This window comes from Ruegeria sp. R8_1 (genome assembly GCF_017743815.1).
GTDB classification, from domain to species: Bacteria; Pseudomonadota; Alphaproteobacteria; order Rhodobacterales; family Rhodobacteraceae; genus Ruegeria; species Ruegeria lacuscaerulensis_A.
Window position 1 is genome coordinate 221,785 of sequence record NZ_JAGHRL010000003.1, and the last position, 23,894, is coordinate 245,678.

General features: G+C 58.7%; 26 protein-coding genes. 13 read left to right on the forward strand and 13 right to left on the reverse strand.

What is annotated here, in order from left to right:
• Positions 1-26: 26 nt before the first annotated feature.
• From sdhA to J7380_RS08435, 8 genes are all read right to left on the reverse strand, one after another.
• The gene (sdhA, locus tag J7380_RS08400; protein WP_209195326.1) at positions 27-1,832 is read right to left on the reverse strand and encodes a succinate dehydrogenase flavoprotein subunit; all 1,806 of its coding nucleotides are present in this window, start codon (positions 1,830-1,832) and stop codon (positions 27-29) included.
• A gap of 18 nt (positions 1,833-1,850) precedes the next feature.
• Positions 1,851-2,222 carry a succinate dehydrogenase, hydrophobic membrane anchor protein gene (sdhD, locus tag J7380_RS08405; RefSeq protein WP_209195327.1) on the reverse strand — a complete coding sequence of 124 codons (372 nt, stop codon included), beginning with the start codon at positions 2,220-2,222 and terminating at the stop codon, positions 1,851-1,853.
• Between the two features lie 12 nt (positions 2,223-2,234).
• Positions 2,235-2,621, reverse strand: coding sequence for a succinate dehydrogenase, cytochrome b556 subunit (sdhC, locus tag J7380_RS08410; protein WP_209195328.1), 387 nt, complete (start codon positions 2,619-2,621; stop codon positions 2,235-2,237).
• Between the two features lie 198 nt (positions 2,622-2,819).
• Complete coding sequence (locus tag J7380_RS08415; RefSeq protein ID WP_209195329.1) at positions 2,820-3,482, reverse strand: DUF1194 domain-containing protein; 663 nt, start codon at positions 3,480-3,482, stop codon at positions 2,820-2,822.
• Positions 3,483-3,537: 55 nt separating this feature from the next.
• Positions 3,538-4,566: a MaoC family dehydratase gene (locus tag J7380_RS08420; RefSeq protein WP_209195330.1), complete on the reverse strand. Its 1,029-nt coding sequence runs from the start codon at positions 4,564-4,566 to the stop codon at positions 3,538-3,540.
• Entirely contained in the window at positions 4,566-4,772 is a 207-nt protein-coding gene (locus tag J7380_RS08425; RefSeq protein ID WP_209195331.1) for a DUF1737 domain-containing protein, read from the reverse strand. The genes J7380_RS08420 and J7380_RS08425 overlap by 1 nt, the downstream gene beginning before the upstream one ends.
• A gap of 10 nt (positions 4,773-4,782) precedes the next feature.
• Entirely contained in the window at positions 4,783-5,337 is a 555-nt protein-coding gene (locus J7380_RS08430) for an NnrU family protein (protein ID WP_209195332.1), read from the reverse strand.
• A gap of 6 nt (positions 5,338-5,343) precedes the next feature.
• Positions 5,344-6,201 (reverse strand): CoA ester lyase, encoded by an 858-nt coding sequence (locus tag J7380_RS08435; protein WP_209195333.1) that lies wholly within the window; start codon positions 6,199-6,201, stop codon positions 5,344-5,346.
• Positions 6,202-6,372: 171 nt separating this feature from the next.
• Here J7380_RS08435 and J7380_RS08440 point away from each other — a divergent pair, with 171 nt between their 5' ends.
• The gene (locus J7380_RS08440; RefSeq protein WP_209195334.1) at positions 6,373-6,672 is read left to right on the forward strand and encodes a hypothetical protein; all 300 of its coding nucleotides are present in this window, start codon (positions 6,373-6,375) and stop codon (positions 6,670-6,672) included.
• Here J7380_RS08440 and J7380_RS08445 read toward each other — a convergent pair.
• Positions 6,669-7,424: a sulfite exporter TauE/SafE family protein gene (locus J7380_RS08445; RefSeq protein ID WP_209195335.1), complete on the reverse strand. Its 756-nt coding sequence runs from the start codon at positions 7,422-7,424 to the stop codon at positions 6,669-6,671. The two genes, J7380_RS08440 and J7380_RS08445, sit on opposite strands and share 4 nt — an antisense overlap.
• Before the next feature lie 146 nt (positions 7,425-7,570).
• Here J7380_RS08445 and mdh point away from each other — a divergent pair, with 146 nt between their 5' ends.
• The 12 genes from mdh to J7380_RS08505 all read left to right on the forward strand — a co-directional run bounded on the left by mdh (position 7,571) and on the right by J7380_RS08505 (position 20,824).
• The gene (gene mdh, locus J7380_RS08450; protein ID WP_170353522.1) at positions 7,571-8,533 is read left to right on the forward strand and encodes a malate dehydrogenase; all 963 of its coding nucleotides are present in this window, start codon (positions 7,571-7,573) and stop codon (positions 8,531-8,533) included.
• Positions 8,534-8,851: 318 nt separating this feature from the next.
• On the forward strand, positions 8,852-10,045 hold the full coding sequence (sucC, locus tag J7380_RS08455; protein ID WP_209195336.1) for an ADP-forming succinate--CoA ligase subunit beta: 1,194 nt from the start codon (positions 8,852-8,854) through the stop codon (positions 10,043-10,045).
• A gap of 538 nt (positions 10,046-10,583) precedes the next feature.
• Positions 10,584-11,465, forward strand: a complete 882-nt coding sequence (sucD, locus tag J7380_RS08460; protein ID WP_170378979.1) for a succinate--CoA ligase subunit alpha — start codon at positions 10,584-10,586, stop codon at positions 11,463-11,465.
• 121 nt (positions 11,466-11,586) lie between these two features.
• Positions 11,587-12,084 (forward strand): DUF805 domain-containing protein, encoded by a 498-nt coding sequence (locus J7380_RS08465; protein ID WP_209195337.1) that lies wholly within the window; start codon positions 11,587-11,589, stop codon positions 12,082-12,084.
• Complete coding sequence (locus tag J7380_RS08470; RefSeq protein WP_209195338.1) at positions 12,081-12,623, forward strand: DUF805 domain-containing protein; 543 nt, start codon at positions 12,081-12,083, stop codon at positions 12,621-12,623. Before J7380_RS08465 ends, J7380_RS08470 begins: the two co-directional genes overlap by 4 nt.
• Positions 12,620-15,577, forward strand: a complete 2,958-nt coding sequence (locus J7380_RS08475) for a 2-oxoglutarate dehydrogenase E1 component (protein WP_209195339.1) — start codon at positions 12,620-12,622, stop codon at positions 15,575-15,577. Before J7380_RS08470 ends, J7380_RS08475 begins: the two co-directional genes overlap by 4 nt.
• A 2-nt stretch (positions 15,578-15,579) precedes the next feature.
• Positions 15,580-17,088, forward strand: coding sequence for a 2-oxoglutarate dehydrogenase complex dihydrolipoyllysine-residue succinyltransferase (odhB, locus tag J7380_RS08480; RefSeq protein WP_209195340.1), 1,509 nt, complete (start codon positions 15,580-15,582; stop codon positions 17,086-17,088).
• Between the two features lie 2 nt (positions 17,089-17,090).
• The gene (locus J7380_RS08485) at positions 17,091-17,360 is read left to right on the forward strand and encodes a hypothetical protein (protein ID WP_209195341.1); all 270 of its coding nucleotides are present in this window, start codon (positions 17,091-17,093) and stop codon (positions 17,358-17,360) included.
• A 128-nt stretch (positions 17,361-17,488) separates the two neighbouring features.
• Positions 17,489-17,881: an MAPEG family protein gene (locus J7380_RS08490; protein WP_209195342.1), complete on the forward strand. Its 393-nt coding sequence runs from the start codon at positions 17,489-17,491 to the stop codon at positions 17,879-17,881.
• Positions 17,882-17,965: 84 nt separating this feature from the next.
• A complete protein-coding gene (locus tag J7380_RS08495) occupies positions 17,966-18,355 on the forward strand; it encodes an MAPEG family protein (protein WP_209195649.1) in 390 nt (129 codons plus the stop codon).
• Between the two features lie 79 nt (positions 18,356-18,434).
• On the forward strand, positions 18,435-19,823 hold the full coding sequence (gene lpdA, locus J7380_RS08500; RefSeq protein WP_209195343.1) for a dihydrolipoyl dehydrogenase: 1,389 nt from the start codon (positions 18,435-18,437) through the stop codon (positions 19,821-19,823).
• A gap of 257 nt (positions 19,824-20,080) precedes the next feature.
• Positions 20,081-20,824, forward strand: a complete 744-nt coding sequence (locus tag J7380_RS08505; protein ID WP_209195344.1) for a DUF533 domain-containing protein — start codon at positions 20,081-20,083, stop codon at positions 20,822-20,824.
• 1 nt (position 20,825) lies between these two features.
• On the opposite strand, the gene J7380_RS08510 is transcribed toward J7380_RS08505, so the two are convergent.
• The 4 genes from J7380_RS08510 to J7380_RS08525 are packed head-to-tail and all read right to left on the reverse strand — an operon-like array spanning position 20,826 to position 23,731.
• On the reverse strand, positions 20,826-21,431 hold the full coding sequence (locus J7380_RS08510) for a pyridoxamine 5'-phosphate oxidase family protein (RefSeq protein WP_209195345.1): 606 nt from the start codon (positions 21,429-21,431) through the stop codon (positions 20,826-20,828).
• Positions 21,418-22,158 carry a 1-acyl-sn-glycerol-3-phosphate acyltransferase gene (locus J7380_RS08515; RefSeq protein WP_209195346.1) on the reverse strand — a complete coding sequence of 247 codons (741 nt, stop codon included), beginning with the start codon at positions 22,156-22,158 and terminating at the stop codon, positions 21,418-21,420. The genes J7380_RS08510 and J7380_RS08515 overlap by 14 nt, the downstream gene beginning before the upstream one ends.
• Positions 22,158-23,057, reverse strand: a complete 900-nt coding sequence (locus J7380_RS08520) for a cell division protein FtsX (RefSeq protein WP_209195347.1) — start codon at positions 23,055-23,057, stop codon at positions 22,158-22,160. Before J7380_RS08520 ends, J7380_RS08515 begins: the two co-directional genes overlap by 1 nt.
• The gene (locus tag J7380_RS08525; protein WP_209195348.1) at positions 23,054-23,731 is read right to left on the reverse strand and encodes an ATP-binding cassette domain-containing protein; all 678 of its coding nucleotides are present in this window, start codon (positions 23,729-23,731) and stop codon (positions 23,054-23,056) included. Before J7380_RS08525 ends, J7380_RS08520 begins: the two co-directional genes overlap by 4 nt.
• Positions 23,732-23,894: the final 163 nt, after the last annotated feature.

Consider the following 23,894-nt stretch of genomic DNA (forward strand, 5'->3'; position numbering starts at 1 on the left):
TTTTACGTGGCTTTTGAACAAATGCGTTAGAAAGTCCGCGCCTTCGGTGCGATTTTCTTGAGGCTGATGCCGCCTTCGGCTTCGGTCGTCAGCGGGTCCGCAATCACAGGGCGATAGCTGAGTTCAACCTTATTACCCTCGACCCGGCTAACGGTGTGAACGCGCCAGTTCTCATCATCGCGCTCGGCAAAATCCTCATGGGCATGGGCACCACGAGATTCCTTACGCGCTTCGGCTCCGACGATCGTTGCCAATGCGCTCGGCATCAGGTTGCCCAGCTCCAGCGTCTCCATCAGGTCGCTATTCCACACCAACGAGCGGTCGGTGACTTTCAGATCATCCATCTTGGCCGCAATGGCCGTCATCTTTTCGACGCCTTCGGCCATGGTTTTCGCGGTGCGGAACACAGCCGCGTCTGCTTGCATAGTCTTCTGCATTTCAAGACGCAGATCGGCGGTCGGGATTGCACCACTGGCATTGCGCACAGTGTCAAAGCGATCAAACGCTTTATCCACGGACGCCTGATTCAGCACAGGGTTCGACGCATCCGCGTCGACCACTTTGCCGGCCCGGATTGCTGCCGCGCGGCCAAACACCACCAGGTCGATGAGCGAGTTCGATCCCAAGCGGTTCGCCCCATGGACCGAGGCACAACCAGCCTCACCCACAGCCATCAGGCCGGGAACCACAGCGGTCGGGTCATCGGCTGTGGGGTTCAGAACCTCACCCCAGTAGTTCGTTGGAATACCACCCATGTTATAGTGAACGGTGGGCAGAACCGGGATCGGCTCCTTGGTCACATCGACACCGGCGAAAATCTTGGCCGATTCTGAGATGCCCGGCAGACGTTCTGCCAGTGCCTCGGCAGGCAGGTGCGACAGGTTCAGGTGGATGTGATCGCCTTCGCCACCAACACCGCGCCCTTCGCGGATTTCCATCGTCATCGAACGGCTGACATAGTCGCGTGGCGCAAGGTCTTTGTACTGGGGCGCATAGCGCTCCATAAACCGTTCGCCTTCCGAGTTGGTCAGGTATCCGCCCTCGCCCCGTGCGCCCTCGGTGATCAGACAGCCCGAGCCGTAGATGCCCGTGGGGTGGAACTGCACGAACTCCATATCCTGCAGGGCCAGACCTGCGCGGGCCACCATGCCGCCACCGTCACCGGTGCAGGTATGGGCCGAAGTCGCGCTGAAATAGGCACGGCCGTAGCCACCGGTTGCCAGCACAACCATCTTGGCGTTGAACACATGCATCGTGCCGTCGTCCAGCTTCCAACAGACGACGCCCTGACATTGCCCATCCTCGGACATGATCAGATCGATGGCGAAGTATTCGATGTAGAACTCGGCGTTGTTCTTCAGCGATTGCCCGTACAGAGTATGCAGGATCGCGTGGCCGGTCCGGTCAGCAGCCGCGCAGGTGCGCTGCACCGCGGGGCCTTCACCAAATTCAGTGGTGTGGCCACCGAAAGGACGCTGATAGATCTTACCTTCCTCGGTCCGGCTGAAAGGCACACCGTAGTGCTCCAGCTCGTACACGGCCTTGGGCGCCTCGCGCGCGAGGTATTCCATCGCGTCGGTGTCACCCAGCCAGTCCGAGCCTTTGACCGTGTCATACATGTGCCACTGCCAGTGGTCCGGACCCATATTCGACAGTGACGCGGCAATGCCGCCCTGCGCCGCCACAGTATGCGAGCGGGTCGGAAAAACCTTGGTCACGCAGGCGGTGCGCAGCCCTTGTTCGGCCATGCCCAGGGTGGCCCGCAGACCTGCCCCACCGGCGCCGACAACGACCACGTCATATTCATGCGTTTCGTATTCGTATGCAGCCATTTCTTTCAGCTCCGGGAATTAGAGGGCAATGCGGGCGATGGCGAACAGGCCCGCCGCAGCCGCGCCATAGGACAGGCAGGTTGTCAGGATAATTAGGACCTTCTCGGTCGTGCCGTGAGCATAGTCCTCAAGCATCACCTGTGCGCCTTCGGCGAAGTGTTTCATACTGATCACCAGTGTCAGTGCCGCAACAATTGCCGGGAACGGGCGCGAATAGTAGTCCAACACCACATCATAGGGCTGCCCCAGCACGGGTCCAAAGGTGAAGATGAACAGCGGAACAAGGATCAGCAATGCCACCGAGCTGACTTTCATCCGCCAGAAGTGGGCTGTGCCTGCTTTGGCCGATCCAAGGCCACTGGCGCGTTTGCGGTCTGTCAGATAACGCATGTCTGGCCTCCTTTACGCAACGATGATGAGGGTCAGCAGGGTCAGGACAACCGACCCGATGACAACCGCCCAACCCAGCTTCTCCGCGACCGGCAACTCCAGCCCCTTCGCGTTGTCCCAGATCAGGTGCCGAACACCTGCCAGCGTGTGGTACCACAACCCCCACAGGGACATAGCCATCACAAGATCACCCAAAACAGATGTCAGCCACCAATTCGCACGCTCGTATGCTTCGGGCGAGGTTGCGGCGGCCAGAAACCACCATACGATCAGCAAGGCTGCCACGATCATCGCGTTCCCGGTGATACGGGTCAGAATAGAGGTGACCGAGGTCAACTGAGGGCGATAGATCGACAGATGCGGCGATAACGGGCGATTGCCCCGGTTAACATCGGCCATGGCGGCTCCTTTTCGGTTGGCTACCGAACGTTTTACTGTTTTTTGCGACTCTGTCACGTGCTGCAGATGCAAAAAAGCCTAATATTGGAGCAAAATGACGCATATTTGAGAATTGTGATCACACAAAATAATGACGTGATCACAAATGAATTCAAGTCTATCGAGTGTTAGCGCCGCGACTTCCGAATCTGCATTCACTCAGTCCAGACCTGCGGTTTGCTGCGTCACTTCCCGCAACAATTTCTTGCGAATACGTTCGGGGTAGACTTCAAACCCCGCAGCCGAGACCACAAAGGCCCCTTCGCCCACGATCACATTTTCAAAGAAGTAGGCGGTCAGGTCTGGTTCGCTTTCTTCGATCGCAATCGCGTTCACGGTTACGCCTTGGCTACGCAAAACTTCATGTATCTCGCTAGGCTCAACCCCTTCGTTAGAGATTCCATCGCCCGAGATATCGATAAGATGCCTTTTGCAGGTGGCGACTTCGTCAAAACTCGACAGCGTCATTTCCAGGGCCTCGCCGATTGCGGTCGAGAAGTTGCGCCAAACCCGAGGATCAGCCGCCACTTTATCGGCGAACTGATCCAGCGTTTCGAAACTGTCGATATTGGTCCAGGGGATTGTGATCTTCTGCCGCGAGGCGCCTGTCCATTGAACAAGCATCAAGCGGGCCTGACCACGCACCAGTGCTTCAGACACGATGGGATCGCGCAAACCTGCAGCCAACCCGTCCATCTGAATACGGTATTCCGAGGAATCAACGGATCCAGAGACATCCACTGCCAACGCCAGCGCAAGATCGCAGGCCATGGCGGGTGGAGCCAGGCAAAAACTCAAAGCTATGGATCGGAACGCGCGCATGACCGCAGCCTAGCACGAATGACGCGGGCTGCGATCACATGAATGTGGGTAGGTATCAAACAGGCATCAATGCCCAGTAGTCCAGATCAAGCAACACGTTGGGCATATAGCGCCCGTCTTCGTTTTTCAGCAGGAAGGGTTCGCCGCACTTTGTTGCGACCAAGCGTAGACGGATCGCCCCCACGCCGGGCACGCCGGTTTCGGCCTTGTCCAGAACCTCGGACCACGCCTTGATCGTATCGCCCGCAAAACACGGGTTGGCGTGCGCGCCGCCATTCAGGCCCACCACCATCTGTGCATTGGCCAGACCATTGAAAGACAATGCCCGCGCCATCGAGATCACATGGCCGCCATAGATCAGACGTCCCTCGGGGCGGAAGGTCAGGTCGAAATGGACCTTGGCGGTGTTCTGCCAAAGGCGGGTGGCCAGCATATGCTCGGCCTCTTCTATGGTGACACCGTCCACGTGGTCGATCTTTTCGCCGATCTCATAATCGCCCCAGCGATGCGCCTCACCGGCTTGGGCAAAATTGTAGTTCGAGAAATTCAAACCCTGCGGAATGACCAGATCACTTGGCTCCAACGCCTTTTTCAACTGCGGTACAACCGCTTCGGGCGCAGGCGCATCAAGGTCTGATTTGCGCACCATCACCCAGCGGACATATTCCATGACCGCTTCATCGCGCTGGTTCACGCCACGGGTACGCACATAAACCACCCCGGTTTTTCCGTTCGAGTTCTGCTTGACCCCAATCACCTCGGATTCCGACCGCAGCGTATCGCCCGGATAGACTGGTTGCAGCCAACGCCCTTCGGCATAGCCCAGATTGGCAACTGCATTCAGAGAGACATCCGGCACGGTCTTGCCGAACACCACATGAAACGCCGCCAGGTCGTCCAACGGGCTTTGCGGCAAGCCGGATGCCCGGGCGAACTCGTCCGAGGAATAAAGCGCATGACGCGCAGGATAGAGCGCGTGATACAGCGCCCGTTCACCATCGGTAACGGTGCGCGGCACCGCGTGTTGCAGCACCTGCCCGACGGAATAGTCCTCGAAAAAGCGGCCCGGATTGGTTTTTGCCATTATTGCTGTCCCAGTTTCATATCGGGTGAATAGTCGGCCGCGACCTCTTTGGTCACAGCCTGCGCACAGCGCATCACGCTGTTTGCGGCGTCATAGGCGTAAGAGGGATCGCCATACAGTTCCCACCCCTTCGCCAGCGCATCAGACACTTTGTGGCAAAAGGCCGAGGTGTCCTCTTCCGTCAGCAGACGATAGAGTTTTGCCATTTTATTCCCCTCACGATCCGAACGGAGACGGGCCGACCAGCCCGTGGATATAGCCGATGACACCCAGCAGAACGATCGAAGCCACAAAGAACATCGCGTCTTTGCCGTAGGTTCCGGGTTCACCGGGTGTCCAGTCAGGTTCGGACTTGTTGATCACGATCACTTCGACCACGGCCCAGGCCAGCAAACCGCCGAACAGGATGATCGAGGCCAGATCGCCATTTACCAGCAGATGCGCAAAGGCCCACAGCTTGAACCCGCCCAGCATCGGATGGCGCAGCTTGTTCAACAGGCGGCCTTTCTTGGGGGCGGGACTCATCAGGAAGATGGCGATCAGCACCAGCAGGTTGTTGACGTGAATCAGGAATGTCGGTGGCGCCCAGACATGGATGAAATCGGTCATGCGATAACCGAAGATCATCAGCAAAATCGCCGCCACCAGCGCCAGTGCCACCGCACCTTTGCCGCCATCGCCCATGGCCGCCCGCCGTGCGGGCGCGACGCGTTTGAACAGATGTGCGGCCCACCAAAGCGCCACACCAAGGATCAGAAGAACAAAGCCCATGCTGGCTTACCCCGCTTGCAAAGCTGAAATCGCCTCTGCTTTTGCCAGAATTTCGCGGGCGGTTGCAACGTGCAGGTTCTCAACAATTTTGCCATCCACGACAGCAACGCCCTGCCCCTGTGCTTCGACCTCCTCAAAGGCGGCGATCTGACGCTGGGCCAGGTCGATTTCTGCGTCCGAGGGCGCATAGGCCGCGTTTGTGATCTCAACCTGCGCCGGGTGGATCAGAGTCTTGCCGTCAAAGCCCATATCGCGGCCCTGCGTGCATTCCGCGGCCAGACCTTCATCGTCCTTGAAGGCGTTATAAACGCCGTCCACGATGATCAGCCCCTCGGCCTTGGCGGCCAGCAGGCACAGGCCCAGCGACGTCATCAGCGGCAGGCGGTCGGGGCGGAACCGGGTCTGCAATTCCTTGGCCAGATCATTGGTGCCCATCACAAAACCCGCCATCAGCGGATGTGCGGCAATCTCAGCCGCGTTCAGCATACCGCGCGGTGTTTCCATCATCGCCCAGATCGGGATATCTCCGGTGATCGCCGCCAGAGCGTCGACATCAGCGGCCGAATTTACCTTGGGCAGCAGAACCACATCGGCATCCATGTCCCGCACGGCCTCGGCGTCGGCACGGCCCCATTCGGTGTCCAGCCCGTTGATGCGCACGATCTTGACCCTCGCGCCGTACCCGCCCGCGGCCAAAGCGGCCTTGAGCGTTTCACGCGCGTTCTCTTTCTCATCCGCTGCAACCGCATCCTCCAGATCAAAGATGATCGCGTCGACGGGCAGCGTGCGCGCCTTGTCCAGCGCCCGATCTTTCGAGCCGGGGATATACAGAACAGAACGATAGGGGCGCTGACGAGGGTCCATTGGCCTCTCCCTTGTGAAATAAAGTTGCGCGGAATGGGGCATTTTTTGTCGGAAAGTTCAAGAGCAAAATCGCCGCATTGCAGCATAAGCGACGCAACGTGCGTTGGCTTAACCGGATTTCGGTGCCTCGTCCGCACTCTTTGGGACAGATGGAATCGAAAGGGTGCACGGATGAAAAAGACGCTGTTCAAGATGACGATGGGGCTGGGCATCATGGTGCTGGCCGCCGGGCAGGTACAGGCCCGGAACTGCGCCCCGCGCGAAGACGTGGTCAAGCGATTGACCGAAACCTATGGCGAGACCCGTCAGGGCATCGGCATCGCGCGCCGAGGTGCGGTGATGGAGGTCTATGCCTCGGACACAAGCGGCAGTTGGACGATCACTGTGACGCTGCCGGACGGGATGACCTGCCTGATCGCCTCCGGTCAGTCCTATGAGGATATGGCCGAGGCGCTGCCCCCCAACGTCTAGGTCAGCGCGTCCCAGATCAGTTTGCTGCCTGTCAGGGTCAGCAGGACATAGGCGATGCCAAAGAACAGGCGCTCGGACAGCATGAAATGCGCCCGGACGCCCAGCCACGCGCCCAGAATGGCGAATGGGGCAAGCAGCAAATCCGCCAGCGCCGTGTGCCACGTGAACAGGCCCAGATAGGCGAAGGGCACGAATTTCACCGCGTTGATGACCCAGAAGACCAGCACGGTGCTGGCCTGAAACTCGGTCTTCGTGAGGCGTTGCGACAGCAGGTATACGGCTGCGGGCGGGCCGCCGGCGTGGCTGACAAAGCTGGTGAACCCGGCCACCAGCCCCGCAAACAGCCCGGCAGAGGGTGGCAGCCGGTTGGCAAAGCCGCGAATCCAGCCCTTGCTTTGCGCCACATGCCAGACCACGAACCCGACCGAGATCCCTCCGATCAGCAGGCGCAGCAGGTCGTCATCTGTTGTGCGGTAGAGCCACGCGCCCAGCGCGATGCCGGGCACGGCACCCAGGATCAGCAGGCGAGAATCCGGCCAGCTCCAGCGTTTCCAATAGGGTTTCAGCGTGGCGACGTCGATCACCATCAGGATCGGCAGCATCAGCGCAAGCGCCTGTCCCGGCGTCAGGATCAGCGCCAGAATCGACGAAGACGCGAAGGCCACGCCCGACCCGAACCCGCCCTTGGAAATGCCGGCGAAGATCACGGCCGGGATCGCCACGGCAAAAAACATCAGGTCCAGTTCGAACATTTAGTCTTCCGAATACTTCAGGAATCGCGCCCCTCGGACGGCACAAATACGGTATGCGGTTGTATGCCACGCAGCACAACCCTTGCACAAATCCGTTTTACCGACTAGCACAACCGCGATTTCTAACCCCATCGGAGATTTTCCACATGGCCAGACCCAAGATCGCGCTGATCGGCGCAGGTCAGATCGGCGGCACGCTCGCCCACCTCGCTGCAATGAAAGAACTGGGTGACGTCGTCCTGTTCGACATCGCCGAAGGCACCCCCGAAGGCAAGGCGCTGGACATCGCAGAATCCGGCCCCTCCGAAGGGTTCGACGCCAAGCTGAAGGGCACCCAGTCCTACGAAGACATCGCAGGTGCGGACGTCTGCATCGTGACTGCCGGTGTGCCCCGCAAACCGGGCATGAGCCGCGATGACCTGCTGGGCATCAACCTGAAAGTCATGAAATCCGTGGGTGAAGGCATCGCTGCCAATGCTCCGGATGCATTCGTCATCTGCATCACCAACCCGCTGGACGCAATGGTCTGGGCGCTGCGCGAATTCTCGGGCCTGCCCCACAACAAAGTCTGCGGCATGGCGGGCGTTCTGGACTCGGGCCGTTTTGCCCATTTCCTGTCGGAAGAGTTCAACGTCTCGATGCGCGACGTCACCGCGTTCGTTCTGGGCGGCCACGGCGACACCATGGTGCCGTCAGTGCGCTATTCGACCGTTGCCGGTATCCCTCTGCCCGATCTGGTCGAGATGGGCTGGACCACGCAGGAGAAACTGGACGCCATCGTTCAGCGCACCCGTGACGGCGGTGCCGAAATCGTTGGCCTGCTGAAAACCGGCTCGGCCTTCTATGCTCCGGCCACCTCGGCGATCGAAATGGCCGAAGCCTATCTGAAAGACCAGAAGCGCGTTCTGCCCTGTGCCGCCTATTGCAATGGCGAGCTGGGCGTAGATGGCATGTATGTCGGCGTCCCCACCGTGATCGGCGCAGGCGGCATCGAGCGTGTTGTCGACATCAAGCTCAACGAAGAAGAGCAAGCCGGTTTCGACAACTCGGTCAACGCTGTGAAGGGCCTGATCGAAGCGTGCAAGGGTATCGACAGCTCTCTGGCCTGATCCTTCCACAGCACATAATTCAAAAAAACCGGTCCTCGTTGGGCCGGTTTTCTTTTGCAATCACGGCTGATGTTAGACGTGTCGCCAATGTTGGCGCAAACGTCGCAAATCCTTTATTTGTTGGCACCAATGGCCATGTGCATCCAGATATCGAATCAACATACATCGCCTACAAATTTTGTGATCACACCAGAAAATACTGTGATCACAAATACTGAAAATCTTTGCTAAAAACTGCGTCAGCAGCAAAAAAACCTTTAAACTTGTCCCCCAGACACCCCTATAACGATCTAATCGTAGTCAGACGGGACAATTTCGATGAATATTCACGAATACCAAGCCAAGGCTCTTCTTCGCAGCTATGGCGCTCCGGTCTCCGAAGGTCGCGCGGTTCTGCGCGCCGAGGAAGCCAAAACCGCAGCCGGTGAACTGGACGGCCCCCTGTGGGTTGTCAAAGCGCAAATCCACGCGGGTGGCCGCGGCAAAGGTTCCTTCAAAGAGGCTGACGCCGGTGAAAAGGGCGGTGTCCGTCTGACCAAATCGGTCGAAGAGGCCGCCGAAGAAGCCAAAAAGATGCTGGGCCGCACGCTGGTCACGCATCAGACCGGGCCTGCAGGCAAGCAAGTCAACCGCATCTATATCGAAGCCGGTTCGGGCATCGAGCGTGAGCTGTATCTGGCCCTGCTGGTGGATCGCCAGACCAGCCGCATCTCGTTCGTTTGCTCGACCGAAGGCGGCATGGACATCGAAGAAGTGGCCGAGTCCACGCCCGAGAAAATCCTGTCCTTCTCGGTCGATCCTGTGACCGGCTATCAGGCTTACCACGGCCGCCGCATCGCCTTCTCGCTGGGTCTGGAAGGTGCGCAGGTCAAGCAATGCGTCAAGCTGATGGGTCAGCTCTACCAGGCCTTCGTCGAGAAGGACATGGAGATGCTGGAGATCAACCCGCTGATCGTGGCCGAAGGCGGCGACCTCAAGGTGCTGGACGCCAAGCTGGGCTTTGACGGCAACGCGGTTTACCGCCACCCCGACATCGCTGAATTGCGCGACGAGACCGAGGAAGACCCCAAGGAACTCGAAGCCTCCAAATACGACCTGAACTACATCGCGCTGGATGGTGAGATCGGCTGCATGGTGAACGGTGCCGGTCTGGCGATGGCCACGATGGACATCATCAAGCTGTACGGGGCTGAGCCTGCCAACTTCCTCGACGTGGGCGGCGGTGCGACCAAAGAGAAAGTGACCGAGGCGTTCAAGATCATCACCTCGGACCCGAACGTCAAAGGCATTCTGGTCAACATCTTCGGCGGCATCATGCGCTGTGACGTCATCGCCGAGGGCGTTGTCGCCGCAGTGAAAGAGGTCGGTCTGAAGGTTCCGCTGGTCGTGCGTCTGGAAGGCACGAATGTCGAGAAAGGCAAAGAGATCATCAACACCTCTGGCCTGGACGTGATCGCGGCGGACAATCTGAAAGACGGTGCCGAGAAGATCGTGAAGGCGGTTAAGGGTTGAGCATTGTCTAATAGCGTGACCAATCAGCAAGCCTTAGTGATCGAGCGTTCAAAAGGTAGAACTGTGCTCGTTCTCGGTATTTGCATCTTGGCCTTTGTCGGCGGTACTTGGATGGTTCAAACCTCCGATACATATAACAACCCGACAAGAGCGTATGTTTCTGGTTGGTCTTGTGCATTGTTCTTTGGCTGGTTTGGATTCAAGGAAATCATCAATTTGATTAGGTTTCCAAAGATTCTCTGCTGTATCTCGGATACGGGAATAACTTTCTTTCCAAGTTCCCCAACCGAGGTTCCATGGAGAGACATAGTTTCCGTTTCGTCCAAGACTATTGGATTGAACAGCTACGTTGTCCTCAACCTTTCACCAGAAGCTTCGGTGCGACGGAACTTCTGGACGGTTCGAAGTCAGCTAAAGTTTCAGGCGACCCTTCTGAAGGCTAATTTCGATCAGCTCTATCGTGCTGTCTTCAACGCGCATTCGGCATATCGACCAGCGGCCAAAACGACGAATTTATCTAATCAAGGAGACTCCTAAAATGGCAGTCCTCATCGACGAAAATACCAAAGTGATCTGTCAAGGCTTTACCGGCTCGCAGGGCACATTCCACTCTGAACAGGCCATCGCCTATGGCACCAAAATGGTTGGCGGCGTGACGCCGGGCAAAGGCGGGATGGAGCATCTGGGCCTGCCCGTATTCAACTCGGTCCACGAGGCCAAGCATGTGACCGAAGCCAATGCCAGCGTGATCTACGTACCGCCGCCCTTTGCGGCAGACTCGATCCTCGAAGCGATTGATGCCGAGATGGAAGTGATCGTCTGCATCACCGAAGGCATTCCGGTTCTGGACATGATGAAGGTGAAGCGTGCTCTGGAAGGTAGCAAATCGCGCCTGATCGGCCCGAACTGCCCCGGTGTCATCACGCCCGACGCCTGCAAGATCGGCATCATGCCCGGCCACATCCACAAGCGCGGCTCGGTCGGCGTTGTGTCGCGTTCGGGCACTCTGACCTATGAGGCCGTCAAGCAGACCACCGATGTGGGTCTGGGCCAGTCCACCTGCGTCGGCATCGGCGGCGACCCGATCAAAGGCACCGAACATATCGACGTGCTGGAATGGTTCCTGGCGGATGACGAGACCCACTCGATCATCATGATCGGTGAGATCGGTGGCTCGGCCGAGGAAGAAGCCGCGCAGTTCCTGGCGGATGAGGCCAAGAAGGGCCGCAAAAAGCCGGTTGCTGGCTTTATCGCAGGCCGCACAGCCCCTCCGGGCCGCCGTATGGGCCACGCGGGCGCGATCGTCGCTGGCGGCAAAGGTGGTGCCGAGGACAAGATCGAAGCCATGCGCTCGGCCGGTATCGTTGTTGCGGAAAGCCCAGCGACGCTGGGTGAGGCCGTGCTGGAAGCGATTGGCTGATGACAAACCGACTCTCCACAGGCGCTGAGAGTAGCGCCCGACCCTGGGTGGGTGCTGCAAGCGCCCTCCCGGGGGGAGGGTCGGGCGCTGCCCGGCGTTACCGCCGGGCGGGTGGGTGCTAATGGGACCAAGGCAAGCCATATCGACCGGCTTCCGTAAGGCTTTTGTCTTTTCAGGCAGAGCTTCGCGCGCCGAGTTTTGGTGGTTCGCACCTATTGCTTCTGTTCTACCTATTTCGGTAGCACTACTTCTTGATTGGCGCGTTTCCCTAAGCTGGGAAATTGGACAACTGTTTGTAGTTATGATGGCCTCACTGCCTTTGCTTTCAGCGATGAGCCGAAGACTTCAGGATACTGATGAAGACGGCTATCAGGCCATTTTTCCTTTCATGCCGATCATTCTCTTCTGGCTCGGATATCAGTTGGCTCTTGGGTTCAGCTTGCTTATTGGCGGGCCTATTCTCTGGTTCATACTGGCCGTTCTGACTCTGGTCCCAGCATTTTTGGCATCGCTGGTAGCGAGCGTGATGGTTACATCCAATATTATTGGAATGATGCTTGTCGCGTCTGATTCAGACGAAAATCGGTTTGGAGCGCCCAGCGGAGCTTTACCTTCATGACCTTCTCTGACGCCATCCGCACGTGTTTTTCCAAGTTCTTCACGTTCTCTGGTCGCGCCTCGCGGCCTGAATACTGGTTCTTTTTCCTGTTCATCATGATCTGGAGCCTCATCGCGGGCTTCATCGACCTTAAGTTTTTCACGCAAGTCGCCACGACCGAGACCGAAACGACGAGATCCGTCGCTGCCACCTCCAGTCAACCGGTGCAGAGCATTGTCAGTCTGATCGTTTTCTTCCCGCATCTCGCGGTCGCATGGCGGCGGATGCATGATACCGGGCGCAGCGGGCTTTACGCTCTGTTTCCGCTGCTGCTGATGGCCGGGGCCGCTGCTGTGCTGGTGTTCGGCATTGGAATGGCGTCCAGCTTCCAGCATGGCGGCAATCTGGATATCCTGTTCACCCGCGCGACTTTACTGATTGTTATACCCACCCTTCTAATCCTGATGATCTCGCCGCTTCTGGTGCTGTGGTGGCTGACCCGCCCCAGCCAGCCAGGCACCAACAAATACGGTCCCAACCCATATGAGGTAACCCAATGACCGAGCACTCGCCCAACTCCGCCTTTCATGCCTCAAGCTTCATGCAGGGGCACAATGCAGAATACCTGGAGCAGCTATATGCTCAATACACACGCGACCCGAACGCGGTTGATGCGGCCTGGGCCGAGTTCTTTCGCGCCATGGGCGATGCCTCGCCGGATGTGCAGCGCGAGGCCGAGGGGCCATCCTGGGCGCGCACTGACTGGCCGCCGATGCCTGCGGATGACCTGACCGGGGCGCTCACGGGCGAGTGGGCCGAGATTGACGCCAAGGCGGCGGGCAAAAAGATCAAAGACAAGGCGGCAGCCAAGGGCGTTGAGGTCAGCGAAGACCAGATCAAGCGCGCGGTGCTGGACAGCCTGCGGGCGTTGATGCTGATCCGGGCCTATCGGATTCGGGGCCATCTGGCCGCCGATCTCGACCCGCTGGGGATGCGCGCCGCAACCAACCACCCCGAGCTGGACCCTAAGACCTATGGCTTTACCGAAGCCGACATGGACCGGCCGATTTTCATCGACAACGTGCTGGGCCTGCAGATGGCCTCGATGCGGCAGATCGTTGATATCGTGAAACGCACATATTGCGGCACCTTTGCGCTGCAATACATGCATATCTCTGATCCAGAACAGGCTGCTTGGCTGAAGGAACGGATCGAAGGTTATGGCAAGGAAATCGCGTTCACCAAGGAAGGACGCAAAGCCATCCTGAACAAGATGGTCGAGGCCGAGGGCTTCGAGAAATTCCTGCACGTCAAATACATGGGCACCAAGCGGTTCGGCCTGGACGGCGGTGAGGCTCTGATCCCCGCGATGGAACAGATCATCAAGCGTGGCGGCGCGCTGGGTGTGCGTGACATTGTTATCGGGATGCCGCACCGAGGCCGTCTGAACATTCTGGCCAACGTGATGCGCAAACCCTATCGCGCGATCTTCAACGAATTCCAGGGCGGCAGCTTCAAGCCCGAGGATGTGGATGGCTCAGGCGATGTAAAATACCACCTCGGTGCCTCGAGCGACCGCGAGTTTGATGGCAACAGCGTTCACCTGTCGCTGACGGCCAACCCCTCGCACCTTGAGGCGGTGAACCCCGTCGTACTGGGCAAGGTCCGCGCCAAGCAGGACCAGTTAAAAGACAACGAGCGTACCGCTGTGATGGGCATCCTGCTGCATGGCGACGCGGCCTTTGCTGGTCAGGGTGTTGTGGCCGAAGGGTTTGGCCTGTCGGGTCTGCGCGGTCACAAAACCGGCGGCACCATGCATATCGTGGTGAACAACCAGATCGGGTTCACCACTGCACCGCATTTCAGCCGCTCCAGCCCCTATCCTACCGATATCGCACTGATGGTTGAGGCACCGATTTTCCACGTTAATGGCGACGATCCCGAGGCAGTGGTTCACGCCGCCAAGGTCGCGACCGAGTTCCGCCAGAAGTTCCACAAGGATGTGGTCATCGACATCTTCTGCTACCGCCGGTTTGGTCACAACGAGGGCGATGAGCCCATGTTCACCAACCCGATCATGTACAAGAAGATCAAGACGCATAAGACCACGCTGTCGCTGTATACCGAGCGTCTGGTCAAAGACGGCCTGATCCCCGAAGGCGAGATCGAGGATATGAAAGCCGCCTTCCAGGCGCAGCTGAATGACGAGTTCGAGGCCGGTAAGGACTATAAACCCAACAAGGCGGACTGGCTGGATGGGCGCTGGTCACATCTGGACAAAAATAAAGACGAATATGTCAGGGGCGATACCGCGATCACGCCAGAAACTATGGCCGAGGTCGGCAAAGCCCTGACTCATGTTCCTGCGGATATTGCTTTGCACAAAACAGTGGGCCGTCTTTTGGACCACAAAAAGCAGATGTTCGACAATGGCAAAGGCTTTGACTGGGCTACGGGCGAGGCACTGGCTTTCGGCTCGCTTTTGACCGAAGGCTATCCGGTGCGTCTGTCTGGCCAAGACGCGACACGCGGGACGTTCAGCCAACGCCATTCGGGCTTTGTCCATCAGGAAACGGAAGAGCGGTACTATCCGCTGAACAACATCCGGGCCGGTCAATCACAATACGAGGTGATCGACTCGATGCTATCGGAATATGCGGTGCTTGGGTTCGAATATGGCTATTCGCTGGCAGAACCCAACGCGCTGACCCTGTGGGAAGCGCAGTTTGGCGACTTTGCCAACGGCGCACAGATCATGTTCGACCAGTTCATCAGCTCGGGCGAAAGCAAATGGCTGCGGATGTCTGGCCTAGTGACGCTGCTACCGCACGGGTTCGAAGGGCAAGGCCCCGAACACTCGTCAGCGCGTCTGGAACGGTTCCTGCAGATGTGCGGTCAGGACAACTGGATCGTGGCAAACTGTACGACGCCTGCGAACTATTTCCACATCTTGCGACGTCAGCTGCACCGGACTTTCCGCAAACCGCTGATCCTGGTGACGCCGAAATCGCTGTTGCGGCACAAGCTGGCCGTCAGCACGGCTGCGGATTTCACCACCGGCTCAAGCTTCCATCGGGTGCTGTGGGATGACGCGCAGCATGGCAATTCTGACACCAAGCTGGTCAAGGATGACAAGATCAAGCGCGTCGTTCTGTGTTCGGGCAAGGTCTACTATGACCTGCTGGAAGAACGCGACGCGCGCGGCATCGATGACGTCTATCTGATGCGGATTGAGCAATACTATCCGTTCCCCGCGCACTCGCTGATCAACGAGCTTGAGCGTTTCAAGGGCGCCGAGATCGTCTGGTGTCAGGAAGAGCCCAAGAACCAAGGTGCCTGGACCTTTATCGAACCCAACATCGAATGGGTTCTGACCCGGATTAAAGCCAAACATACACGGCCCCGCTATGTCGGTCGCGCCACTTCGGCCTCGCCCGCGACGGGTTTGGCCAGCCAACACAAAGCCCAACAAGAAGCGCTGGTGAACGAAGCGCTGAGCATTGAAGGAAAGTAATGATGTCCATTGAAGTTCGTGTTCCCACGCTGGGCGAGTCGGTCACTGAAGCCACGGTTGCCACATGGTTCAAAAAGCCCGGAGATGCGGTGGCAGTTGACGAAATGCTCTGCGAGCTAGAGACCGACAAGGTCACCGTCGAGGTCCCCGCCCCCGCTGCAGGTGTAATGGGTGAAATCGTCGCCGCCGAAGGTGAAACCGTTGGCGTTGACGCGCTGCTGGCCACGATCGCGGCAGGCGAAGGCGCTGCCCCCGCCCCAGCGGCGGCAGCCCCGGCCCCTGCGGCAGACGCTCCGGCAGCATCAGGCGACAGTGTTGACGTGATGGTTCCCACACTGGGCGAATCCGTGACCGAGGCAACCGTGTCCACATGGTTCAAACAGGTGGGCGACGCCGTCGCGCAGGACGAAATGCTGTGTGAGCTGGAAACCGACAAGGTTTCGGTCGAAGTTCCGGCCCCGGCGGCGGGTGTTCTGGCCGAAATCACCGCCCCCGAGGGCACCACTGTGGACGCCTCGGCCAAACTGGCCGTGATCTCGGGTGCGGGTGCAGTCGCGGCTCCGGCGGCTGCTCCGGCAGCGGCGGCCCCTGCGGCTGCGACCACGGGCAAGGATGTGTCCAACGCGCCCTCGGCTGAAAAAGCGATGGCGCAGGCCGGCCTGTCGGCGGATCAGGTCACCGGCACCGGTCGTGACGGCCGCATCATGAAAGAGGACGTGGCCCGCGCGGTGGCAACCGCCGCAGCCCCTGCGCCTGCCGCGGCTCCAGCACCGGCCCCTGCGCCGCGTGCCCCTGTGGCCGCTGACGACGCCGCGCGCGAGGAGCGGGTCAAGATGACCCGCCTGCGTCAGACCATCGCCAAGCGTCTGAAAGACAGCCAGAACACCGCCGCCATGCTGACCACCTATAACGAGGTGGACATGACCGAGGTGATGGCCCTGCGCAACCAGTACAAAGACCAGTTCGAGAAGAAACACGGTGTGCGTCTGGGCTTTATGTCCTTCTTCACCAAGGCTTGCTGCCACGCGCTTAAAGAAGTGCCCGAGGTGAATGCCGAGATCGACGGCACCGACATCGTTTACAAGAACTTCGTCCATATGGGCGTGGCCGCCGGTACCCCGACCGGTCTGGTGGTTCCGGTCATCCGCGATGCTGACAGCATGTCCTTTGCGGCGATCGAAAAAGCCATTGCCGAAAAGGGCAAACGTGCTCGTGACGGCAAGTTGTCAATGGCGGAAATGCAGGGCGGCACCTTCACCATCTCGAACGGCGGTGTTTACGGCTCGCTGATGTCCTCGCCGATCCTGAACCCCCCGCAATCGGGTATACTGGGGATGCACAAAATCCAGGATCGCCCGATGGCGATCAATGGTCAGGTTGTGATCCGCCCAATGATGTATCTGGCGCTGTCCTATGACCACCGGATCGTCGACGGCAAAGGCGCAGTGACCTTCCTTGTCCGCGTGAAAGAAGCGCTGGAAGACCCGCGCCGCCTGCTGATGGATCTGTAATCATGGCAACACATGTTCTGTGGCAGGCCGATGTGGCCGATTTCGACGCCTGGCTGACCGTGTTTCGTCAGGATCAGCCAATGCGCAAGGCGGCAGGTATCCACGACCTGCATATCTGGCGCGATCCCGATCAGCGCGATCACGCCATCGCCATGTTTGAGGTGCGCGATCTGGACAAGGCCCGTGCTTTTCTGGATTCGCAGGAGCTGGCGATGCACCACGAACGCGGCGGCGTTGCCCATATACAGGTGAAACTGCTGCAGCCTGTCTGATCTGAAACAAACCGTGTGCGGGGTAATCCCGCACACGGGCACGCACATACCTGTGAACCCAGCCTGCCTTCACCCCCGGCGGATGGTAATCGCAAGACCGGACTGAGATTTACAAAAGGATAAACATCATGTCTTCCGAGCTTTCGATACTTGCCCTCTATGGCCTTGTGGTCATCGTTGTGGTGCTGCTGAATGTCCTGACTGCAATGTCTCAGGTCGGGCTGATGACACTGGGTGGCGCGCGCGATGACATGCCGCCTTTGACCGGAGTTGCCGGACGGGTGGAACGCGCACTAGCAAATTCCGTTGTGGCCATGGCCCTGTTCGCCCCTGCGGTTTTGATCCTGTCAGCCAAGGACGCCTTTACCGGTGGTACATTGTTTGCGGCACAGATCTTTCTGCTCGCGCGGATCGCCTTTGTGCCGATCTACGCCTTTGCCATCCCTGTTCCGTTCCTGCGCACCACTGTCTGGCTGGCAGGGTTCCTGGCAACGGCTTATCTTTACCTTCAGGCGCTATAGGGCGCGAACGGTCACGCCAGACAAGGCGTGGCCCGCTACGCATTCGGCCAAGTTCAGGCCCTGAACCGAAAACCGGACTATCAGATGACCCCCGAAACCACAGTTCTTACCCTGGCCGCCCTGCTTTGGGCCGTTCAGTTCATCGCATATCTGGCCGTCGGCCACGGCAAGATCGACCTGAACAAAGCCATGGGCCCCCGCGACACAGAGGTTGATCGCCCCGGAGCGTCGGGCCGGATGCACCGCGCGCTCAGCAACATGACCGAGGGGCTGACCCTGTTCGCCATTGCCGCCCTTGTCATTACCGTGACCGGACAATCGACCTCATTCACCGCCACTGCCGCCTGGATTTTTCTGATCGCGCGCGTTCTTTATGTTCCGGCCTATGCGCTGGGCTGGACACCGTGGCGCACAATCATCTGGATGGCCGGCTTTTTAGCAACTGTCGCAATGCTGCTTGCGGCGCTGTTTTAACCGTGTTTCTCAGGTTAGAATAAATCGCCAAGGGATCAGGGCGCATGCCCACACCATAGAACAACAAAGGACCATTTGAATGGCAAACTATGACGTCATCGTAATCGGAGCCGGCCCCGGCGGCTATGTCTGTGCCATCCGCTGCGCCCAGCTGGGCCTGAAAACCGCCGTTGTCGAAGGGCGTGAAACGCTGGGCGGCACTTGCCTGAACGTGGGCTGCATCCCGTCCAAGGCGCTGCTGCACGCCAGCCATCAGTTGCACGAGGCAGAACATAACTTTGCCAAGATGGGCCTCAAGGGCAAAAGCCCTTCGGTCGACTGGAAGCAGATGCAGTCCTACAAGGATGAGGTGATCGACGGCAACACCAAGGGCATCGAGTTCCTGTTCAAGAAGAACAAGATCGACTGGCTGAAAGGCTGGGGTTCTATCCCCGCCGCCGGTCAGGTCAAGGTGGGGGATGAGGTTCATACCGCCAAGAACATCATCATCGCTTCGGGGTCCGAGCCGTCCTCGCTGCCCGGGGTTGAGGTGGATGAAAAGGTCGTCGTGACATCGACCGGCGCGCTGTCGCTGGGCAAGATTCCGAAAAAGATGGTTGTAATCGGCGCAGGCGTGATCGGGCTGGAACTGGGCTCGGTCTATCAGCGACTGGGGGCCGAGGTGACAGTGATCGAATTCCTCGACGTGATTACCCCCGGCATGGACCCCGAGGTTCAAAAGACTTTCCAGCGCATCCTCAAGAAGCAGGGTCTGAAATTTGTCATGGGCGCGGCGGTTCAGAAAACCGAAGCCACCAAGACCAAAGCCAAGGTCACCTACAAGCTGCGCAAAGATGACAGCGAGCATGTAATCGACGCTGATACCGTGCTGGTCGCCACCGGACGCAAGCCATTCTCGGACGGCCTGGGACTGGAGGCTTTGGGCGTCGAGATGACCCAGCGCGGTCAGATCAAAGTCGGGGCCGACTGGCAGACCAACGTGCCCGGCATCTATGCCATCGGAGATGTGACCGAGGGCCCGATGCTGGCCCACAAGGCCGAGGATGAGGGCATGGCCGCAGCCGAACAGGTCGCGGGCAAGCATGGCCATGTGAATTACGGCGTCATTCCGGGCGTCATCTACACCTGGCCCGAGGTCGCCAATGTCGGTGAGACCGAGGAAACCCTGAAAGCTGCGGGTCGCGCCTATAAGGTCGGCAAGTTCATGTTCATGGGCAATGGACGTGCCAAGGCGAACTTCGCCGCTGATGGGTTCGTCAAGATTTTGGCCGACAAAGAGACCGACCGCATTCTGGGCGCTCACATCATCGGCCCCGCAGCAGGTGATCTGATCCACGAGGTCTGCGTTGCAATGGAATTCGGGGCCTCGGCCGAGGATCTGGCCCTGACCTGCCACGCGCACCCAACCTATTCCGAGGCCGTGCGCGAAGCGGCGCTGGCGTGCGGAGATGGCCCGATCCACAGCTAAGCTTTCGGTATAGAAAATTTCAAAAGGCGGGCTCGAATGCCCGCCTTTATTTTATCGCGAATTCGTCTCAATTTCGCTCACCCAAAGGTTGATCACAAAACTGTGACGGCTGACAATTTCGATGGCTCAATTCAAAAAAAGAACCTGAGACAGATATGCGATTTTTTTTCTTTTGCTTAGCAGTGCTAATTCCAACCCTGTTCCAAAGTCAGGAAGCACAGGCCGGACGCGGGGGTGCTTGGGGTACCTCGGAGCAAATGAGCTTGATTGCGCCTACCAAAATCGAAGATGACACAGGGCGAAGACTGGCACTGTGTCACCTTACCAAAAAGACCCATATTATATTCGCCGGTGTCTGGCGTAGTTCGATCGGCTACGTCATGGCTCCGAACCTGTGCGACAGCGACAGTTACTATAAACTGACCGCAGATAAACTGGAGCTGGGAAAGGTTTTGGGAGATTTCCCGGCCGATCTGCCGCAACAGCCGGCTATGTCGCGCGCCGATATGCTATCCGGGTTTTGGGGATTGGGTGTGATTGCGTTGCTTATGACCTTAGCCGGGTTTAGGAAAGCCGGACAAGCCAGGCGCCTAACCCCTTTGCCCTCGGAAACAGACGGCATCCCCCCAACCGCAATGCGCGCAATGGACGCGATGTGCCACGCCGCAAAAGCAGACGGCAAGCTGCACCCGTCCGAGATCACTTTGATGGCCGATATCGCCCTGCAAATCACGGACGAGCACTTTGACGAGGCGCGTATCCGTCGCATGTTCGATGCGGCCGAAGCCAAACCAACCGCCGCGCAATTCGCGGCCTTTGGGACAGGCCTGACTTCGGATCAAAGGCGAATGGTTCTTCGGGCCGCACTGATGATCGCTGCAGCGGATGGCAGTTTTGACCATCATGAGACCGCGTTTGTTTACAAACTGGCCCGTGGCCTAAACATCCTGACCGACGAGGTTGCAGAGATGCTGCATGAAATGAGGGCCAAGGCCGTCTAGCCTACCACATGGTTTTCGCAGCCCGCGCGCCCCAATCCTTGTCGTACTGCGCGCCGCCTTCTTCCCCGTCCGAGGCTTCGGCCAAAATCTCTCCGACTGTTGGCAGGCCGTCCGTCTCGTCGCCGGCGCTCCATGTGCGGGCGCGCATCAGGGCGCGGGCGCATTGGGTGTAGATTTCGGAAATGGCGATGACGGCGACCGTAGCGGGCTGTTTGCCGTTCTTTTCGAACCGCGCCCGCAGGCTCGCATCAGCGGTCAGCCGGGCCGTACCGTTGACCCGCACCACCACATTCGACCCCGGCACCATAAACAACAACGCCACGCGTGGATCGCGCACGATGTTGCGTAAGGAATCCAACCGATTATTGCCCCGCCAGTCAGGCAGGGCCAGCGTGCTCGGATCAAGCTCCAGCACAACGGGCCCTTCATCGCCACGCGGACTGCCATCGGTGCCTTCTGGCCCGACAGTGCTGAGGATGCACAGGCGCGATGCCATGATCCATCTGCGATACAGCGGTGTGAGGCCGTGCGCCACCTTGCGCAGCGCAGGCGCGGCAGGAGTTCCGTACAGCGCCTCAAGCGTTTCTATGTCCTCAATGAACTCCATCAGGATCAAACCCCACTTCTTTCATCAACGTATTCGAGCGATCCTCTATCACATCTTCTAGGCGTTCCAAAAATGAACCCCGTTCAACACCCGGTTCGATCCGATCAAGAAAGTCGACGATCGCCAGGCCGGGTTTACGCATGATGCCCGAGCGTGGCCAGAACACACCTGCATTTGTGGCGACAGGCACACAGGGAAAACCCAGCCCCTCGTACAGGATCGCAGTACCCACCTTATAAGGTTTCTGCACCCCAGGCGCGACGCGCGTTCCCTGGGGATAGATGACCAGTTGACCGGGTTCGGCGAATTCTTTCGCTACGTCCTTGACCATCTTGGCCACCGCCGCACCTTTTTTACCGCGGTCCACCGGAATGCACCCCAAACGACGCGCGTAAACTCCGATGATCGGGGTCCACATAAGCTCTCGCTTCATGATGAACTTGGCCTGCGGCATCGCGTTGAAGATCATGATGATATCCAAGAAAGACTGGTGCTTCGCGCCTACGACAACCTCATCTACTGGCGCGGTTCCACGCACTTCGCATCGAATACCAACCATCCAACGCGCCAGCCACATAGTAGACCGCGCATAGGACTTGCACGCCTTCCGAGCCCCCTGCTTTGCAAAGATGGCGTAGGGTGCAAAGACGATACCAAGGATCAGCATCCAAACATAGATGACGATCATGAAAACCAATGAGCGTATCCACTGAACCGCTGTTGCCATCAAGAAAGCTCCTTCAGTTTACGGCTGGCGGCGCTCCATGTCGCCAGAAACGCGACGGTGGCCCCCAGTATCGGGATCAAGGTTGGCAGTAGCCAGCCGACCCCCTTGAAACCAAGCCCAGTCAAAAAACCACCTTCATCCGAAGCCTCGGGCAGCAGCAGAACACCGGTCATACCAAGAAACATTCCAACCATTGCCCCAAAGAACGCACGATACGTGAACCGTCTGACAAACGCATTGGCGATAAACCGGTCCTGCGCCCCAACAAGTCGCAGAACCTCGATGATCTGGGCATTTGCGGCAAGCGACGCATTGGCCGCCAGCGTGATCATCGCCGCTGTGGCGCCTCCGATCAGCAGGATCGAGACCCACCCCAGCCTGCGTAAGGACATCGCCGCATCGACCAGAGGCTCGCGCCACCGGGTATGATCATCCAACACCGCTCCGGGCACCTCGGCCCCCAGGCGCAGACGCAAACCCGCAGCATCCATACCGGGCTCGCCTTCGATCACTTCGATCAATTGCGGTACGGGCAGCGTGTCCAGTGGCAGATCAGCACCGAACCACGGAGAGAGCAGAGCGATTTGCTCCTCGGCCGTCAAAGCACGGGCTGACGCCACGCCAGGTGTTTGCGACAGAACGGTCAGCGCAGCCTCGGTTTGGGCGGCAAGCTGATCTGCGGGCGCGTTGATGCGCAGAGTAGCCGCCCCGGCCAGCTCGGTGGCCCAACGATCCGCCAACCGTCCCGAAGCTAGTGATAAAGCCAAGGCAAAAACGGCCAGGAATGCCATAGCGCCTGACACGAACACGGTCAGTTGCGCAGTATAGCCGGTGGGCGGGACAACACGATCAGCGCTGGTGTCCCGCGTCAACAGGTTGCGGATGGCGCCGTTACTCATAGATCCGCCCCCGCCAATTGCACTTGTCGCTGAGAAATACGCAACACCCGTGCCTGAACCTGACTTTTGGCCGCCCGTATCAGGCTAAGGTCATGCGTGGCAATCAGCACCGTCTTACCCATCTTGTTCAACTCGACCAACAAGCGCAGCAGTCGTTGGGACATTTCCCAGTCAACGTTGCCGGTGGGTTCATCTGCCAAAACGACGTCAGGAGACAGGATCACCGCACGCGCCAGTGCCGCGCGTTGGCGTTCACCCCCGGACAGTTCCGGCGGAAGCGCGTCCTTGCGGTCGCCCAAACCAACCCAGTTCAGCAGCTCCGAAAGGTCATCTTGTTGCGCAGCTTCACCGCGCCCTGACACCATCAGCGGCAGCGCTACGTTTTCGGCAAGGGACATGTGATCCAGAAATCGGCAATCCTGATGCACTACACCAATCCGGCGGCGCAGCAGCGCCATCTGGTCCCGGTCCAGCCCGGCAATGTCTTGTTCAAATGCGGACAACCGACCCGACGTCGGCAACAAAGCGCCATAGCAGAGTTTGAGCAGCGTCGTTTTCCCTGCCCCCGACGGACCGGTCAAAAAATGGAATGACCCCGACTGCAACTGCAAGGATACATCACTCAGCAGGGCGCCACCACCATAAGTATAGCTGACATTTTCCAGCTCAATCACGAAAGCCCCCAGTTTGCTTGCTGCTCTTCTTGCCCGAGCGTCGTTGTTGTTTCAATGCCTGCACCGGGTCGAATTGGTGACACTTAGTTGTCGAAACCGAAAACACCCTTTGCTGTCAGGTCTTAACGGAATATCATCCCTTAAAAAACTATTATCAGGCCAG